Origin of the sequence: Pseudarthrobacter oxydans, from assembly GCF_013314975.1 — a bacterium.
GTDB classification, from domain to species: domain Bacteria; phylum Actinomycetota; class Actinomycetes; order Actinomycetales; family Micrococcaceae; genus Arthrobacter; species Arthrobacter oxydans.
In genome coordinates, this window is record NZ_JABTYH010000020.1 from 65,448 (window position 1) to 81,372 (window position 15,925).

Genomic DNA, 15,925 nt, shown 5'->3' on the forward strand with positions numbered 1-15,925 from the left:
CTGGCGGCAGGCTGCTGCGCCTGTTCCGTCCGCGATTATTCTACTGGCGAAGCACCGCTGCCGGGGCATCCGGTCCCGGACTGCCCTAGACTGCCCGGACAGGCAAATTCCGCCTGCCGTTGCCGTGGAAAGACCCGCCATGCCCCACTATGACCTCGCCATCATCGGATCCGGCTCCGGCAATTCTCTGATCACGCCATATTGGGACAACAAGCGGGTGGCCCTCATCGACGGCGGCGTCTTCGGCGGCACCTGCCTCAACGTGGGGTGCATTCCCACCAAGATGTTCGTGTATCCGGCCGGGCTGGCCGCGGCGCACCATGAGGCAGCCCGGCTCGGGCTCGACCTCAGCCTGGACAAAGTGCACTGGAACGGGATCCGCGACCGGATATTCGGCCGGATCGATTCCATCTCCTCAGCCGGCCGGGACTACCGGGCAAAGGAACTGGACCATGTTGACCTCTATGAGGACTACGCACACTTCACCGGGCCCCGGGCCCTGCGGACCGAATCCGGTGTAGATATCACGGCTGAGCAGGTTGTGGTTGCCGCAGGCTCCAGGGCCGTCCTGCCCGATGTGCCGGGAATCGGCCTGCCGCAGGTGCACACCTCGGACACCGTGATGCGGATCGACGGGCTGCCGGAAAGGGTGGTGGTGGTTGGCGGCGGATACATTGCGGCTGAGTTCGCGGGGATCTTCCACGGTTTCGGCTCGGTTGTAACCCAGGTCAACCGCTCGCACCGGCTGTTGCGCGGGCACGACGCCGACATCTCCGTGCGGTTCGCGGCGGCTGCAGCACGCCGGTGGAGGCTGGAACCGGGCTTCTCGCTGCAGTCCATCAAGGACACCGGCACCGGCACCGTTGAGGTGAACTTCGCCGATGCCGAGGGCCGGCCGCTGTGCGTCCCGGCGGATGTTGTGCTCCTGGCCACCGGCCGGGTTCCCAACACGGACCGGCTGGGCGTGGAGGCCGCCGGGTTCGACGTGGACGACGACGGAACCCTGGCCGTGGATGCCAGGCTGCGGGTCCTTTCCCACGGCGAGCCGCTGGACGGCGTCTACGCCCTGGGCGACGTAGCCAACCGGTACCAGCTCAAGCACGTGGCCAACCGGGAAGCCCGCGTGGTGGCGCACAACCTGGAGCACCCGGACCGGCTGCGCCGCATCGACTACACCGCAGTGCCCGCCGCAGTCTTCTCCAACCCCCAGGTGGCATCGGTCGGCCTCACCGAAGAAGAAGCCCGGTCACGGGCAGCCGCGGGAACCGACATCGTGACCGCCGTCCAGGACTACGGCACCACCGCCTACGGCTGGGCCATGGAGGATGGCGAAGGAGTCGTCAAACTTGTGGCCGAAAAATCCTCAGGCAGGCTGCTGGGTGCCCACATCCTGGGTCATGAAGCATCCATCCTCCTCCAGCCCCTGGTCCAGGCCATGGCCGGGTCGGTGCCCGTCCATGAGCTGGCCCGTGGCCCGTACTGGATCCATCCGGCGCTGACCGAGGTGGTGGAAAATGCCCTCCTGGCACTGGACGTCGACCTGCCGGAGGACGCCCCGCTGTAGTTCCGCCGTCGAAAGCGGCCGCTAGGCGAGCCGGGCGGCGAGGCCGCCCACCGCTGAGACCAGCTCGGTGAAGGCCGCTGCGGGATAGTTGGCGGAGACCACGCGGGCGTTCGGCGGTGCGCCCCAGAGTCCGCGGAAGTCTGCCACCGTGGTGCCAGCCAGGAGCGGCGACCCGGTCTCGACGTCCACCGTGGCTGGACGGGCCTCAAACTCCAGGGTGCCCGCTGCCACGCCGGCGGCGAAGAAGTCGTGGACGTGGGCCAGGTATCCCTGGTCGTAGTGCCGGTGGAACTCGAAGTAGAACCGCAGGGCGTCGGACAGGTGCCGGACGAGGGTGTTGTCCGAGGTGCTGCGCAGTCCCTCGGGTTGTCCAGGCAGCACCAGTTCGGGGATGCGGGCACCGGCCGCTTCCGCCAGCCGGCGCACGTGGTGGGGGTGCATTTCCATCCGCTCGGTGGTGTCCAGGGAGCAGACAATGGGAAGTTTCTCCGGTGCCCCGCCCCGGAAAGCGGCGTACACTTCCTTGGCGGCGTGCGGGTCCACGTGGGTGTTCCACTCCGCAGTGGGCGTGGTGTTGCCCTGGTGGTAGAAGCTGCCGCCCATGATCACCACCTTGGCGAGCAGTTCGGGAAGTTCCGGTTCCTGCCGCAAGGCCAACGCAAAGTTGGTCAGCGGCGCAGTGATGAGGGCGGTAAGCTCCCCTGGCCGGTTGCGGGCGTGTTCAACCCAGAGGTCGACGGCGTTCCGCTCAGACACCGCCCCGGCCGGCTGGGGCAGGACCGCGTAGCCAATTCCCTGCGGTCCGTGGGTCTCGGGAGTGGTGAGCAGCGGTATGGCCAGCGGTTCGCGTGCGCCGATGGCCACTTCCACTCCGGGCCTGCCGCACAGTTCGAGCAATGCCAGGGTGTTGCGCGCCACCTGGTCCGCGTCCACGTTCCCGGGGGTGGCTGTCACGGAAACGAATTCCGTATCGGGCAGGGCGGCAAGGTAGGCCAGGGCCAGGGCATCGTCGATGCCCGTGTCCACGTCCAGCAGGAAGGCGGTCATCCCGGTCCTAGAACAGGGCAACCCTGGGAGCGGCAGGGAAGATGCTGTCCAGCTCCGCGAGGTCCTTCTCCGAGGGCGCCCAGCCGGCTGATTCAGCGTTCTGGCGGACCTGTTCCGGCCCGGTGGCGCCGGCGATGACGCTGGCCACCGAAGGCTGGGCTGCCAGCCAGGAAAACGCAACCTGGATTTCGGTCAGGCCGCGTTCCCGGGCGAAAGTGCTGAACCTGCCCAGTTGGTCCCAGTCGGCGTCGTGGACCAGGTGCTGGCGGGTGTGGCTGAGGCGCGATCCGTCCGGGGCATGGCCGGGCGAGTACTTGCCGGTCAGCAGTCCGTTCGCGAGCGGGAAGTAGGGCAGGACGCCCAGCCCGAACTCCTCTGCCGCCGGCGTCACCTCAAGCTCCGCGCGCCGATCCAGGAGGTTGTAGTGGTTTTGCGTGGAGATGAAGCGGGCGCATCCCAGTTCCCGCGCAACGTACTCCGCCTGGGCGATCTGCCAGCCGGCACGGTTGGAGTGCCCGATGTAGCGGACTTTGCCGCTGCTGACGAGGGTGTCCAGTGCGGACAGGGTCTCGTCGATGGGGGTCAACGGGTCCGGCGTATGGAACTGGTAGAGGTCGATCCAGTCGGTGCCTAGCCGCCGCAGCGAGGCTTCCACGGCCTGGATGATGTAGCGGCGTGAGCCGCGTGCACCGAGGTCCGGGCCGCTGGCACCCTTCATGTCCATGCCGAACTTCGTGGCCAGGACAATGTCCCCACGCCTGGCGCCGAGCGCCTTCCCGAGCATCGCCTCACTGAGCCCTGGTTCCCGCCCGTACGTGTCGGCGACGTCGAACAGGGTGATCCCGGCGTCGATCGCTGCGTGGACGACGCCGTCCGTGGCCTCCTGGGATTCGGTGGCGGTGTTGGCGCGGCCGAGATTGTTGCAGCCAAGGCCCACCGTGGACACGGTCAGGCCTGACTTGCCGAGGCGGCGGTAGGTGGGCATGGTGCTCCTAGAGGCTGAAGCCGGCAGCGGGCTTGGCGGAGTGCTTGAGCTTGAAGGTGGTGGGCTCAGTGAAGGGGGCGGCACCGATGCTCAGCTTGGTAAAGTCCAGGTCCTCGCCGCGGATGCAGACCTTGACGGCGTTAACGGCTTTGTTCACCTCCGGGCACAGGCAGAAGATGTTGAGCTTGTAGTCGGTGAATTCGGAGCGTTCCACCGTCCCCAGCCCGCGCCAGGCCAGGTGGCTGATGAGGGCGTCCGTGGCTTTTTCCTCCAGGTAGCGGTCCCTGTCGGTGCCTTCCCGGGTCTTCAGCGCGAACTGGGCCACCACCCAGAACTGTTCCTTTTCCGGGATTTCGGCGTAGCCGTCTTCGGCGCACTGGGCTGCGAAGGCGTCCAGGAGGCTCTCCGCCGCCTCGGGCGTGGCGACGTCCGTTTCCTCGGTTTTGCTCTGGTGCCCCACAACGCCGTAGTTCATCACGAACTGGCCGTAGTCCTCGTCATACCACGCCTCCCGGAAATGGAGGGTGCCCTCGTCGTCGCGCTTGTAAACCCTGACAATTCCGCTCATGACCGTCCTTTGGTAAACCATTCGGCGTCAGTGCCGTCGAACGGTGCGTGCTGCGCCTTCACGGCCTGGTAAAGCTGGTCCGCCGATGCCTGGAGGGATTCCACCAGTACTGCGGGATAGTCCATGGCAACGCGGTGTTCCGCGAATTCGTCCTCGTCATCGATGAACACGCCCCTGCCGGCCGTATGGACGACGTCCAGGTCCATGTCGATGACGTGGAATTCGGTGACTGCTGGGCGGATGGTGCTCCACTCGTGGGCCACGGCAAGGTCGATGTAGACCCGCATGCCGCCCGGATGGGCGTCATCGTAGAAAGTGGCCACCCAGTCGCCTTCACGGGGCACCAGGAGCACGGCATCTGATTTGGTGTAAAACGCCGCGCCCGGGCGCGAACAGAATTCATTGGTGCCCTGGAAGATCCACCAGCCATGCCGGTCCTCGCCGAGGTAGCGTCCCGGTACCACCCAGTGGGCTTTGCCGTTCCATTTACGGTTCCGTGCCACCACGAGCTGGCCGGGCTCCAGGTTCTCCGGTACCCGCGTTGCTGCCGTATGGCTTTCCCCGGCAGGCTCCCCCAGGACGCCGGGGTATTTCAGCTCAGCCTCTCCCCTCACAGGATCGGAAGGCTGCCGGTGGTGGGGTGCTGCTGGCCGGGCAGGGGACGCGCAAAGGGGACCTTTGTGCCGAGGACCTGCGCGACGACGTCGTGCGTGATCTGCTGGGCGGTCAGGCCGACGCGTTCAAGGATCTGGGCGCGGGTGCCGTGGTCCAGGAACTCGACCGGCAGGCCGACCTCGTTCAAGGCCGTATCCACTCCGGCCGCCCGCATTTCCTGGCGGATCCGCGAACCGACCCCGCCGGCACGGACGCCGTCCTCGATGCAGATCACCAGGCGGTGGTGCGATGCCAGCGCGATGATGGAACGCGGGACGGGCAGGACCCAGCGCGGGTCCACCACGGTGGTGCTGATGCCCTGCGCGCCGAGGCGGTTGGACACGTCCAGCGCCAGTTCGGACATGGCGCCCACGCTGACGATCAGGACGTCGTTCTCTGTGGAACTGCTGGGCCGCCGGGCCAGCACGTCCACGCCGTCGCTGAGGCGTTCAAGCGCTTCCACTTCCGCCCCGACGGATCCCTTCGAGAAGCGGACCACGGTGGGTGCATCGCCGATTGCCACGGCTTCGCGCAGTTCCTCGCGAAGCCTGCTGGCGTCACGGGGCGCCGCCAGGTGGAGTCCGGGGACGATCTGGACCATGGACATGTCCCACATGCCGTGGTGGCTGGCGCCGTCCGGCCCGGTGACGCCTGCGCGGTCCAGGACGATAGTGACGCCGGCCTTGTGCAGGGCAACATCCATCAGGAGCTGGTCGAAGGCCCGGTTCAGGAAGGTCGCATAGACGGCCACCACCGGATGCAGCCCGCCAAAGGCCATGCCGGCGGCGGAGGTGAGGGCGTGCTGTTCGGCGATGCCGACGTCGATCACGCGGTCCGGGTGCCGGGCCGCGAATTTGTGCAGGCCGACGGGGATGAGCATGGCTCCGGTGATGCCGACGACGTCCTTCCGCTCATCCGCGATGGCCGCTATTTCGTCGGCGAAGACCGAGGTCCAGGACTGGGCGCCGGCGGCACCTGTGGGCTCGCCGGTTTCGGGGTCGATGATGCCGACGGCATGGAACTGGTCCGCCTCGTGGGCGCGGGCGGGTGCGTAACCGTGGCCCTTCTCGGTCATCGCATGCACAATGACCGGGCCGCCGTAGTGCTTGGCTGTGGAGAGGGCGTGCTCCATGGCCTGGAGGTTGTGGCCGTCCACGGGGCCGATGTACTTCATGCCGAGGTCCTCGAACATGCCTTGCGGAGCCCACCAGTCCTTGATGCCCTTTTTCATGGCGTGCAGGCTCTTGTAGGTGAACTGGCCCGCCGGTCCCCCGTTTTGGAGTTTCTTTTTCCACCAGTCCAGCGCCACTTCGTATGCCGGTGCGGTCCGGAAGGAGTCAATCGTGGGGCGCAGGGAGGCGAGGTAGTCCGCGAAGCCGCCGACGGTGGGCGCGTAGGACCTGCCGTTGTCATTGACCACTATCACCACGCGGCGTTTCTTGTCCGCGGCGATGTTGTTGATGGCTTCCCAGGCCATGCCGCCGGTCAACGCACCGTCCCCCACCACGGCGACAACGTACCGGTCGCCTTCACCGGTGAGCTGGCGGGCGCGGGAGATGCCGTCCGCCCACGACAGGGAGGATGAGGCGTGCGAGCTCTCGACGATGTCGTGCTCGGATTCGGCCCGGGAGGGGTATCCGGAAATTCCGCCCTCCTGGCGCAGCGTGCTGAAGTCCTGGCGCCCCGTCAGCAGCTTGTGGACGTAGGACTGGTGCCCGGTGTCGAAGACGATGCTGTCACGGGGCGAGTCGAAGATGCGGTGCACGGCAAGGGTCAGTTCCACCACGCCGAGGTTTGGTCCGAGGTGCCCGCCCGTCTGGGAGACGTTCGTGATCAGGAAGTCCCTGACCTCCGAAGCCAGCTGCTTCAGCTGGTCTTCGGACAACTCGTTCAGGTCCTGCGGATTCCGGATGGTCTCCAAGATTCCCACTGACCCCTCCTTCAGGTGGTAGACGTGCCGTTTAACTCTAACGCCTTGGGCCGCGGGACAAGGCTCACCTGCACAGCCGAAGCCCCGGCTGGTCGGTGACCGGCCGGGGCTTCGGAAGGTGGTGCCTGCTGTCAGGAACCGCTAGTTAGCGGAGATCTGGCGCAGGACGTACTGCAGGATTCCGCCGTTGCGGTAGTAGTCCGCTTCACCGGGGGTGTCGATGCGCAGGACGGCGTCGAACGTCTTCGAGCTGCCGTCCTCGGCAGTTGCCGTGACCTTGAGGGTCTTGGGCGTGGTGCCCTCGTTCAGGGCGGTGACGCCCTCAACCGAGAACGTCTCCGTGCCGGACAGGCCCAGGGTTGCGGCGGATTCGCCGGCCGGGAACTGCAGCGGCAGGACGCCCATGCCAATGAGGTTGGAGCGGTGGATGCGCTCGTAGCTCTCGGCGATGACGGCCTTGACGCCCAGCAGGGCGGTACCCTTGGCAGCCCAGTCACGGGAGGACCCGGAACCGTATTCCTTGCCGGCCAGGATCACCAGCGGGGTGCCGGCTGCCTGGTAGTTCTGCGCAGCATCGTAGACGTAGGCCTGCGGGCCGCCGTCCTGGGTGAAGTCGCGGGTGAAACCGCCCTCGACGCCGTCCAGGATCTGGTTCTTGATGCGGATGTTCGCGAACGTACCGCGGATCATCACCTCGTGGTTGCCGCGGCGGGATCCGTAGGAGTTGAAGTCCTTGCGCTCCACGCCGTTGGCCAGGAGGTACTGGCCGGCAGGGGTGTCGGACTTGAACGAACCGGCCGGGGAGATGTGGTCGGTGGTGACCGAATCGCCCAGCTTCAGGAGCACGCGGGCGCCCGTGATGTCCTTGACCGGCTCCGGCTTGGCCTGCATGCCCTCGAAGTACGGGGGCTTGCGGACGTACGTGGAGTTCGGATCCCAGGCGAAGGTGTCGCCGGCGGGAGTGTCGAGCGCCTTCCAGCGGTCGTCACCCTCAAAGACGCCTTCGTAGCCCTTGGCGAACATTTCCTTGTCGATCGAGGAATCGATGACCTGCTGGACCTCAACCGGGTTGGGCCAGATGTCCTTCAGGAAGACGTCGTTGCCTGCGTCGTCCTTGCCGAGGGCGTCGGTTTCGAAGTCGAAGTCCATGGAACCGGCCAGGGCGTAGGCGATGACCAGCGGCGGGGAGGCCAGGTAGTTCATCTTGACGTCCGGGTTGATGCGGCCTTCGAAGTTGCGGTTGCCCGAGAGGACAGCTGCGACGGCGAGGTCGTTGGCCTGGATTGCTTCGGAGACCTCGGCTTCCAGCGGACCGGAGTTGCCGATGCAGGTGGCGCAGCCGTAGCCCACGATGTAGAAGCCGAGCTTCTCCAGGTAGGGCGTCAGGCCCGACTTCTCGTAGTAGTCGGTGACAACCTTCGAGCCGGGGGCAACGGAGGTCTTGACCCACGGCTTGGCCGTGAGGCCCTTTTCGACGGCGTTGCGTGCCAGCACAGCGGCGGCCAGCATGACCGACGGGTTGGACGTGTTGGTGCAGGACGTGATGGATGCGATGGTGACCGCACCGTGGTCCAGCTCGAACTCGCGTCCGTCGGCCATCTTGACCGGAACCGGGCTGGAGATGCGCCCGGCGCCGCCGTGTGCCGCCGAGTACTTCGGGGGCTCGCGGTCGGTGTCGGAGATGTGGGTCGAACCAGCCGTGAAGGAAGGCGCGTCGGAGGCCGGGAAGGACTCCTCAAGCGACTCGTCCAGGGTGCCGGCGTCGGCATCGTGGGCGACGTAGTTCTTCAGGTCGTGGCGGAATTCGTCCTTGGCCTCAGTCAGTTCGATGCGGTCCTGCGGGCGCTTGGGGCCGGCGATGGACGGAACAACCGTGGACAGGTCCAGTTCCAGGTATTCGGAGAACTTGATCTCGCGGGAAGGATCGTGCCAGAGGCCCTGTTCCTTGGCGTAAGCCTCTACCAGTGCCACGTTCTGGTCTGACCGGCCGGTGAGGCGCAGGTAGTCCAGGGTGACATCGTCGATCGGGAACATGGCAGCCGTGGAACCGAATTCCGGGCTCATGTTGCCGATGGTGGCGCGGTTGGCCAGCGGCACAGCGGCAACGCCTTCGCCGTAGAACTCCACGAACTTGCCCACAACACCGTGCTTGCGGAGCTGCTCGGTGATGGTGAGCACCACGTCGGTGGCGGTGGCGCCGGCCGGGATGGAGCCGGTCAGCTTGAAGCCCACAACACGCGGGATCAGCATGGAAACGGGCTGGCCCAGCATGGCTGCCTCGGCTTCGATGCCGCCGACGCCCCATCCGAGGACGCCCATGCCGTTAACCATGGTGGTGTGGGAGTCGGTACCGACGCAGGTGTCCGGGTACGCACGGAGCGCACCGTCAACTTCGCGGGTCATGACCGTGCGGGCCAGGTATTCGATGTTGACCTGGTGCACGATGCCGGTTCCCGGCGGGACAACCTTGAAGTCGTCGAACGCGGTCTGGCCCCAGCGCAGGAACTGGTAACGCTCCCCGTTGCGCTGGTATTCGATCTCCATGTTGCGCTCCAGCGCGCCGGAGTTGCCGAAGGCATCGATCTGGACCGAGTGGTCAATGACCATCTCGGCAGGCGCCAGCGGGTTGACCCTCTTGGGATCGCCGCCCAGTTCCTTGACCGCTTCACGCATCGTCGCCAGGTCAACCACGCAGGGAACGCCGGTGAAGTCCTGCATGATCACGCGTGCAGGCGTGAACTGGATTTCTGTATCGGGCTGGGCATTGGGATCCCAGCCTGCCAGGGCGCGGACGTGATCGGCAGTGATGTTCGCGCCGTCCTCGGTCCTCAACAGGTTTTCAAGCAATACCTTGAGGCTGAACGGAAGGTTTTCTGCACCTTCAACGGAGTTCAACCGGAAAATTTCGTATTCGGTTCCGGCTACATTAAGTTTGCCTTTTGAACCGAAGCTGTCCACAGTGCTCATCGCAGGACTCCTCTCGCAACAGTTTCATCTTTGTCGCGCGGTTGACCGCCTGCTAGTTAGGAAGCCCTAATTAGATCCGGGCCCGAAAATTGCACACGGCCGGCCGTGATTACGGAGCGCGACGTGGGACTACTACGGCCATCGTAGTCGAAAACGACGGTGGCATCATGGACCGGTCCTCAGGCGCGCGGCGTCAACAGGGCCACCGTCTCCAGGTGGTGGGTGTGTGGATACAGGTCGAAGGCCCGGAGGCCTGACAGGTCCCACCCGGCCTGGCGGAAGTACCCTACGTCCCGGGCGAACGACGCCGGATCGCAGGACACGTAAGCAATGGCACGGGGCTGCGCCTCAACCAGCTGCCCGACCACGGCCTTCCCCGCGCCCGCCCGCGGCGGGTCAAGGACCAGGGCGTCAAAGTTCCGCTGTTTCTGGCGGAGGATCCGCTCCACCCGGCCTTGGACGATCTCCACCTGCGGCGCTGCATGCAGGTTCTTGCGGGCGTCCCGGCTGGTTCCGGGAGCCCCCTCCACGGACAGGACAGAACCCGTCTCCCCCACGGCGTCGGCCAGGACGGCAGTGAAGAGTCCGGCGCCCGCGTAGAGGTCGGCCACCACCGCGCCGGGGTGCAGGAAGCCGCCATCCTGGAGGAATTCTGTGACACCCCCCACAAGCGCTCCGGGCGCGTCGCGGTGGATCTGCCAGAATCCGGCACCGGTTACCCGGTAGTCATGGCCGGCCGCGGTTTCCTGCACCCAGGTGCGGCCCCGCACCTGGGTTACGGCCTCGGTAGCGGGGTCAAAGGTGGCTACGGACACCTCGCCGGGCAGTTGGGCTGCGACGGCGTTAAGCCGCTTGGGCTTGGTTCCCGGACCTGGTGCCAGCAGCACCAGCGGACGTGAGCCGTTGGCCGGGGCGGCCACTTCCACCCGGTCGATGCCCTGCAGGTCGAGGTCCCAGAGGCGCAGGGCGTTGATGGCGTCGACGGCGAGGGGCATCTCCCGGACGGGAACGATGTGCGTGGAGCGGTGCGCGTGCATGCCGAGCTTCCCGCCGGGGGTGACCGAGAAACTTGCGCGCGTCCGCCACCCGAGGCCGTTACCGCCGTCGTCCTGTCCGCCCACTGCTTCAACGCTGGGGCCGGCTCCATCCGGCAGCTGTCCGACGCCGGCAAGGCGCGTGAGCTGTTCAGCCAGGACCTCTGCCTTGAGGCTGCGCTGCCGGGCCAGCGTCATGTGGCCAAACTCCGCTCCCCCCACCGGGGGATGTCCGTGGCCCCACGCCCGCAGCGAATCGGCGGCATGCCAGAAGTGGTCCACGCGGTCCGGGGAGGCGGCAAGAACCTCCACGACGTCGGCCCGCCAGAATTTGGCCTTCTCTTCGGCATCCGTCAGGCGTACCCGCACCTTCTCGCCGGGAATGCCGTGCCGGACGAAAATTACGCGGCCCTCGTGCCTGGCGACGCAGTGGCCGCCGTGGGCCACCGGGCCGACGTCGAGCACTATTTCCGTGCCGGTGGCTCCGGCGGGTGGCTGGTGAGTCGTGTGCAACGGGGCCTTCGCAATCATTGGACGTCCTGCAGGTTCTTGGCTTCTTCGGATGATTTCAGCTGCCAGGGAACGCTCGCCACCATGACGCCTGGTTCAAAGTGCAGCCGGGTCTTGATGCGGAGCGCTGTCTGGTTGTGGACCAGCTGTTCCCACCATTTGCCCACCACGTATTCGGGGATGTACACAACGATCAGGTCCCGGGGCGAGTCACGCCGCATCTGCTTGACGTAGTCCATGATGGGCGTGACCGTCTCGCGGTAGGGGCTTGCCAGGACCGTCAGCGGCACGGGGATCTCCAGCTTGTCCCAGTCGGCCACGGTCTGCGCGGTTTCCTCCGGATCGATGTCCACGGTGACGGCGTCAAGCCGGGAGGGCCGGGAGGCCCTGGCATAGGCCAAAGCCCGCAGCACGGGCTTGCGCACGTGGGAGACCAGCAGGACGGCGTGCACCCGGGTGGGGAGGGCCCGGGGCGAGGCGTCCTCGTCCACTGCCAGTTCCCTGGCCACGTTGTCATAGTGGGCTTTGATGCTCCACATGATCAGGAACAGGATGAACATGGCCAGCAGGGCAATCCAGGCGCCCTGCTCGAATTTGGTGATCAGCACGATGACGAGGACCGTGGCTGTCATGCCGAAGCCGATGCTGTTGATAACGCGTGATTTGGCCATGCGGCGCCGGGCGGCTTTGTCCCTGGCCAGTTTGAGCTTCCGGCCCCAGTGCCGGACCATGCCGAGCTGGCTGGCCGTGAAGGAGATAAAAACCCCAACGATGTAGAGCTGGATGAGCTTGGTGACGTCCGCATTGAACGCCAGGATCAGCACCAGGGCGCCCGCGGCGAGGGCAAGGACGCCGTTGCTGAAGGCCAGCCGGTCGCCCCTGGTCCGCAGTTGCCGCGGAAGGTATCCGTCCTGGGCGAGGATCGAGCCGAGCACCGGGAAGCCGTTGAAGGCCGTGTTGGCGGCGAAGACCAGGATGACGCCGGTGGCGGCCACCACGATATAGAACGGTATGGATCCCGGCCCGAAGATGGTGTGGGCAATCTGGCTGATGGCCGGCGTCTGGATGTACCCCTCGGGCAGCGGGTTGCCGTTGAGGAGGAACTCCGTTGCGGGGTCGAGGACGATGTGTACCTTGGTGGCGTTGGCCAGGTACATGATGCCCGCCAGCATGGTGGCGCCGATGACGCCCAGCAGCAGCAGGGTGGTGGCCGCATTCTTGCTTTTCGGCGGTCGGAAATTGGGCACGCCGTTGCTGATGGCTTCCACGCCGGTCAGCGCCGCTGCTCCAGACGAAAAAGCGCGCAGCAGCAGGAAGGCGCCGGCGAGGCCGACCAGGCCTTCGTCAAACCCGGGGGCCGGGACGATCGTGAACGCGGCGGAGGGTGCCTCCCCTAGTTGTCCGGTGGCCGCCTGGAAAATGCCCACGGCCGTCATGCCCAGGATGGCCGCCATGAAGAGGTAGGTGGGAATGGCAAACATGGTGCCTGCCTCTTTCACGCCGCGGAGGTTCACCAGGGCGAGGATCGCAACGCCGACGGCGGCAATTGCCGCCTGGTTGCCGTGTAGCGACGGGACGGCGGTGATGAGGTACGTGGCGGCGGAGGAAATGGACACCGCGACGGTGAGGACGTAGTCCACCAGCAGCGCAGAGGCCACGGTGAGGCCGGCGTACTTGCCGAGGTTTTCGCCGGCGATCTCGTAGTCGCCGCCGCCGGATGGGTAGGCGTGGACGTTTTGCCGGTAGGACGCCACAACGGTGAGCAGGACCACCATGACGGCCAGGCCCACCCAGGGCGAGAACGCCACCGCGCTGACACCCGCCAGCGCCAGGGTGAGCAGGATCTCATCGGGTGCGTACGCCACGGAAGAGAGGGCGTCGGAAGCGAAGACAGGAAGTGCGATCCGCTTGGGAAGCAGCGTATGGGCCAGCCGGTCATTTCGGAATGGCCGGCCCACCAGCACACGCTTGGCGGCGTTCAATATTGTCAGCACCCCACAAAGCTAGTCTGATTCCCGGACGATGTCATGACGGGCGGCGGGCGGCTGCAGCCCGGACGCTGGCGGTAGAGTTCTAGCAGCAGGACCTTGACAGGATTACAGAGGAGAAACACCGTGGCGCATTTCGTGATCATGGGATGTGGCCGGGTGGGGGCGACGCTGGCACACACGCTGGAGGACGCCGGGCATTCTGTGGCCATCATCGACCAGGACGACCGTGCCTTCCGCCGCCTTCGGCAGGGGTTCACGGGCCGCAAGGTCACCGGTGTTGGCTTCGACCGGGACACCATGAAGCAGGCGGGGGTCGCTGAAGCGTACGCCTTCGCGGCGGTGTCCAGCGGTGACAACTCCAATATCCTTGCTACCCGCGTGGCGCGGGAAACGTTCCACGTCCCCCACGTCGTCGCCCGGATTTACGATCCCGGCCGTGCCGAGATCTACCAGCGCCTGGGCATTCCCACCGTGGCGGCGGTCCGCTGGAGCGCAGACCAGGTGCTCCGGCGCATCCTGCCCGAACAGCATCTCGCCGGTGATTTCCGGGAGCCCTCCGGCCGCCTGGTGCTGGCCGAACTGGACCTCGACGCCGGGTGGATCGGGCACCCGGTCAGCAGCATCGAAAAAGCCGCCGATATCCGGGTGGCTTACCTGACCCGCTTCGGTGAGGGAATCCTGCCGGCCGCCGGTACGGCGTACCAGGACGGCGACACCGTGCACGCCATGCTCCAGGTGGACCGCAGCTCACAGGTCGCCCAGATCCTGGCCAAAGCCCCTGCCAAGGAGTCCCAGTGAAAGTCGTGATCGTTGGCGCGGGAAGCGTCGGATCGTCCATCGCCAGGGAACTGCTGGCGCACAAGCATGAGATCCTCCTCATCGACCTCAAGCCGGAAGTGATCGGACGGAGCGGCCTGCGGGGGGCACACTGGCTGGTGGGCGACGCCTGCGAGCTGAGCACGCTCCAGGGGGCCAAGGTTGAGGACGCGGACGTCGTCGTGTCGGCCACCGGTGACGACAAGGTCAACCTGGTGGTCTCGCTGCTGGCCAAGACGGAGTTCGGGGTGGGGCGCACCGTGGGGCGGGTCAACAACCCCAAGAATGACTGGATGTTCAATGATTCCTGGGGCGTGGACGTTGCCGTCAACACGCCCCAGCTCATGACTGCCCTGGTGGAGGAAGCCGTGGAGATCGGCGACCTTGTCCGGCTGCTGACGCTCCAAACCGGCGTGTCCTCCCTGGTGGAGTTCACCGTCCCGCACGATTCGCACGTTATCGGCAGCACCGTGGGCCAGATCCAGTGGCCGGAGGACTCCACGCTGGTGGCTATCCTTCGGGACCACGCCCCCATCACGCCGAGCCGTGACGACGTGATCGACGGCGGCGACGAGCTGTTCTTCGTAACGACTATCGCCGCCGAGGACGAGCTGCGCGCACTGCTCTCCCCCGACTCCTCGGAACCGCCGCAGCCCAGGCCCTCTGACGAGGCGGGACACCTGGAGCAGCAGGGCCCGGAGGATGACGGGTTCGACGGCTAGTCTGCCGCGGCCGGGCCGTCCTTCGGCTGGGACTCCGGCGCGGGCTGGGCCGGGGCCGGCCGGGTGACAAGCCAGGCGATCCAGACGCCGAGGATGTACAGCGGCGCGCCCATGATGAGCCGGGTGGTGGCAAGGGCAGCAAGTCCGTCCGGACCCATGAGGTAGAGCGGAACCTGTACCGCCAGCCGGAGCGCAAGGACCGCAACGATGATCCACGTGCCCAGCTGGTAGGCCTTGACCCGCGCCGGGTCCTTGCGCCAGTCGAGGCCTTCGTTCCGGATGAATCCGAAGAGCAGGCCCGCCACCGGCCATTTGAGGAAAATGGAGAGGACCATCGCCAGGATGTACCCGGCGTTGGTGAAGAAGCCGGGCAGGTAGAAGTCCTCCGCCTTGCCGGTGGTATTGGCCAGCCAGGCCGAGATGCCCACGCCCACCACGCCGGCGAGTGCCTGCGTCAGGGGCTTGCGCTGGACCAGCCGGACCACTGTGAAGACGGCGGCCGCGGCAAGGGCCGCCACAAGGGACAGCGTCAGTTCCCGGGTGACGGTGAAGGCCACGAGGAAGACGAGTCCCGGAGCGATGCTTTCGGCAATGCCCTGGATCCCGCCTGCGCTCCGGAGGACGTCGACGCGTCCGTCGTGGGTCCGGTGCAGTCCCGCCTTGGCGGCATATTCCGCTGCCAGGCCCGCCATGGGGGAAGGTTCCTGCGCCGGGCCCGGCGTTCCTGCGTGGCCGGGAGTATCCGGCCCCTGGGATCCGGCGGAGGGGTCGGGCTGGGGCGCGGTCATTCGTTCTCCTGGCGGGACAGTATTTCGTAGCGTGGGTTGAACATGGTGGGCAGCCCGTTGTTCGTGGAAAGCATTCCGTCCAGCCGGATCTCAGCGCCGGCTTCAATGCCCGGCACGCGCCGGCGCCCCAGCCACACAACGCGGAGCCTTCCGCGCCGTGCACCGGGCTGGGCGGAGGCTTTCCCCGGCTCGGCGTCGGAAACCATGGCGCTGAAGGCGGCAGCCTGGTCTGCCGGGAGGAAAGTCACCGATTCGATGCGCCCCTGGCAGGTGACACGTCCCTTCTCCGGGAGCTGGCTGATGGGGAGCGTGCCGGCGTGCCGGGGCACACCGTCCGGTGCAGGATCAG

The 15,925-nt window shown here is 66.5% G+C and carries 13 protein-coding genes; 3 read left to right on the forward strand and 10 right to left on the reverse strand.

Annotated elements, in window-relative coordinates; translation table 11 throughout:
• The first annotated feature begins 139 nt into the window (after positions 1-139).
• A complete protein-coding gene (locus tag HTS88_RS13850; protein WP_174179307.1) occupies positions 140-1,564 on the forward strand; it encodes a mycothione reductase in 1,425 nt (474 codons plus the stop codon).
• Positions 1,565-1,585: 21 nt separating this feature from the next.
• Here the strand turns inward: HTS88_RS13850 and HTS88_RS13855 are convergent, their stop codons facing one another.
• The 8 genes from HTS88_RS13855 to HTS88_RS13890 form a co-directional block, all read right to left on the reverse strand.
• A complete protein-coding gene (locus HTS88_RS13855) occupies positions 1,586-2,611 on the reverse strand; it encodes a nucleoside hydrolase (protein WP_174179309.1) in 1,026 nt (341 codons plus the stop codon).
• Between the two features lie 7 nt (positions 2,612-2,618).
• Positions 2,619-3,596 (reverse strand): aldo/keto reductase, encoded by a 978-nt coding sequence (locus HTS88_RS13860; protein WP_174179311.1) that lies wholly within the window; start codon positions 3,594-3,596, stop codon positions 2,619-2,621.
• 7 nt (positions 3,597-3,603) lie between these two features.
• The gene (locus HTS88_RS13865; RefSeq protein ID WP_174179313.1) at positions 3,604-4,164 is read right to left on the reverse strand and encodes a hypothetical protein; all 561 of its coding nucleotides are present in this window, start codon (positions 4,162-4,164) and stop codon (positions 3,604-3,606) included.
• On the reverse strand, positions 4,161-4,778 hold the full coding sequence (locus HTS88_RS13870) for a DUF402 domain-containing protein (protein ID WP_174179315.1): 618 nt from the start codon (positions 4,776-4,778) through the stop codon (positions 4,161-4,163). Before HTS88_RS13870 ends, HTS88_RS13865 begins: the two co-directional genes overlap by 4 nt.
• A complete protein-coding gene (gene dxs / locus HTS88_RS13875; RefSeq protein WP_174179317.1) occupies positions 4,775-6,748 on the reverse strand; it encodes a 1-deoxy-D-xylulose-5-phosphate synthase in 1,974 nt (657 codons plus the stop codon). Before dxs ends, HTS88_RS13870 begins: the two co-directional genes overlap by 4 nt.
• A gap of 141 nt (positions 6,749-6,889) precedes the next feature.
• Positions 6,890-9,715, reverse strand: coding sequence for an aconitate hydratase (locus HTS88_RS13880; protein ID WP_174179319.1), 2,826 nt, complete (start codon positions 9,713-9,715; stop codon positions 6,890-6,892).
• A gap of 179 nt (positions 9,716-9,894) precedes the next feature.
• The gene (locus HTS88_RS13885) at positions 9,895-11,280 is read right to left on the reverse strand and encodes a class I SAM-dependent RNA methyltransferase (RefSeq protein ID WP_174179321.1); all 1,386 of its coding nucleotides are present in this window, start codon (positions 11,278-11,280) and stop codon (positions 9,895-9,897) included.
• Positions 11,277-13,253 (reverse strand): amino acid permease, encoded by a 1,977-nt coding sequence (locus HTS88_RS13890; protein WP_174179323.1) that lies wholly within the window; start codon positions 13,251-13,253, stop codon positions 11,277-11,279. Before HTS88_RS13890 ends, HTS88_RS13885 begins: the two co-directional genes overlap by 4 nt.
• 120 nt (positions 13,254-13,373) lie before the next feature.
• Here HTS88_RS13890 and HTS88_RS13895 point away from each other — a divergent pair, with 120 nt between their 5' ends.
• Together HTS88_RS13895 and HTS88_RS13900 are read left to right on the forward strand one after the other, a co-directional pair.
• Positions 13,374-14,048, forward strand: a complete 675-nt coding sequence (locus tag HTS88_RS13895; protein ID WP_066275267.1) for a potassium channel family protein — start codon at positions 13,374-13,376, stop codon at positions 14,046-14,048.
• Positions 14,045-14,788: a potassium channel family protein gene (locus tag HTS88_RS13900; protein ID WP_174179325.1), complete on the forward strand. Its 744-nt coding sequence runs from the start codon at positions 14,045-14,047 to the stop codon at positions 14,786-14,788. The genes HTS88_RS13895 and HTS88_RS13900 overlap by 4 nt, the downstream gene beginning before the upstream one ends.
• On the opposite strand, the gene HTS88_RS13905 is transcribed toward HTS88_RS13900, so the two are convergent.
• Complete coding sequence (locus tag HTS88_RS13905) at positions 14,785-15,576, reverse strand: DUF3159 domain-containing protein (RefSeq protein ID WP_174179327.1); 792 nt, start codon at positions 15,574-15,576, stop codon at positions 14,785-14,787. The genes HTS88_RS13900 and HTS88_RS13905 overlap by 4 nt on opposite strands.
• On the reverse strand, positions 15,573-15,925 hold a 353-nt coding region (locus tag HTS88_RS13910), incomplete at its 5' end, for a single stranded DNA-binding domain-containing protein (protein WP_217432596.1). The genes HTS88_RS13910 and HTS88_RS13905, both read right to left, overlap by 4 nt.

Coding starts and splice junctions, on each gene's coding strand:
- HTS88_RS13850 (WP_174179307.1), top strand. CDS start 140: ATGCCCCACTATGACCTCGCCATCATCGGATCCGGCTCCGGCAATTCT.
- HTS88_RS13855 (WP_174179309.1), bottom strand. CDS start 2,611: ATGACCGCCTTCCTGCTGGACGTGGACACGGGCATCGACGATGCCCTG.
- HTS88_RS13860 (WP_174179311.1), bottom strand. CDS start 3,596: ATGCCCACCTACCGCCGCCTCGGCAAGTCAGGCCTGACCGTGTCCACG.
- HTS88_RS13865 (WP_174179313.1), bottom strand. CDS start 4,164: ATGAGCGGAATTGTCAGGGTTTACAAGCGCGACGACGAGGGCACCCTC.
- HTS88_RS13880 (WP_174179319.1), bottom strand. CDS start 9,715: ATGAGCACTGTGGACAGCTTCGGTTCAAAAGGCAAACTTAATGTAGCC.
- HTS88_RS13885 (WP_174179321.1), bottom strand. CDS start 11,280: ATGATTGCGAAGGCCCCGTTGCACACGACTCACCAGCCACCCGCCGGA.
- HTS88_RS13905 (WP_174179327.1), bottom strand. CDS start 15,576: ATGACCGCGCCCCAGCCCGACCCCTCCGCCGGATCCCAGGGGCCGGAT.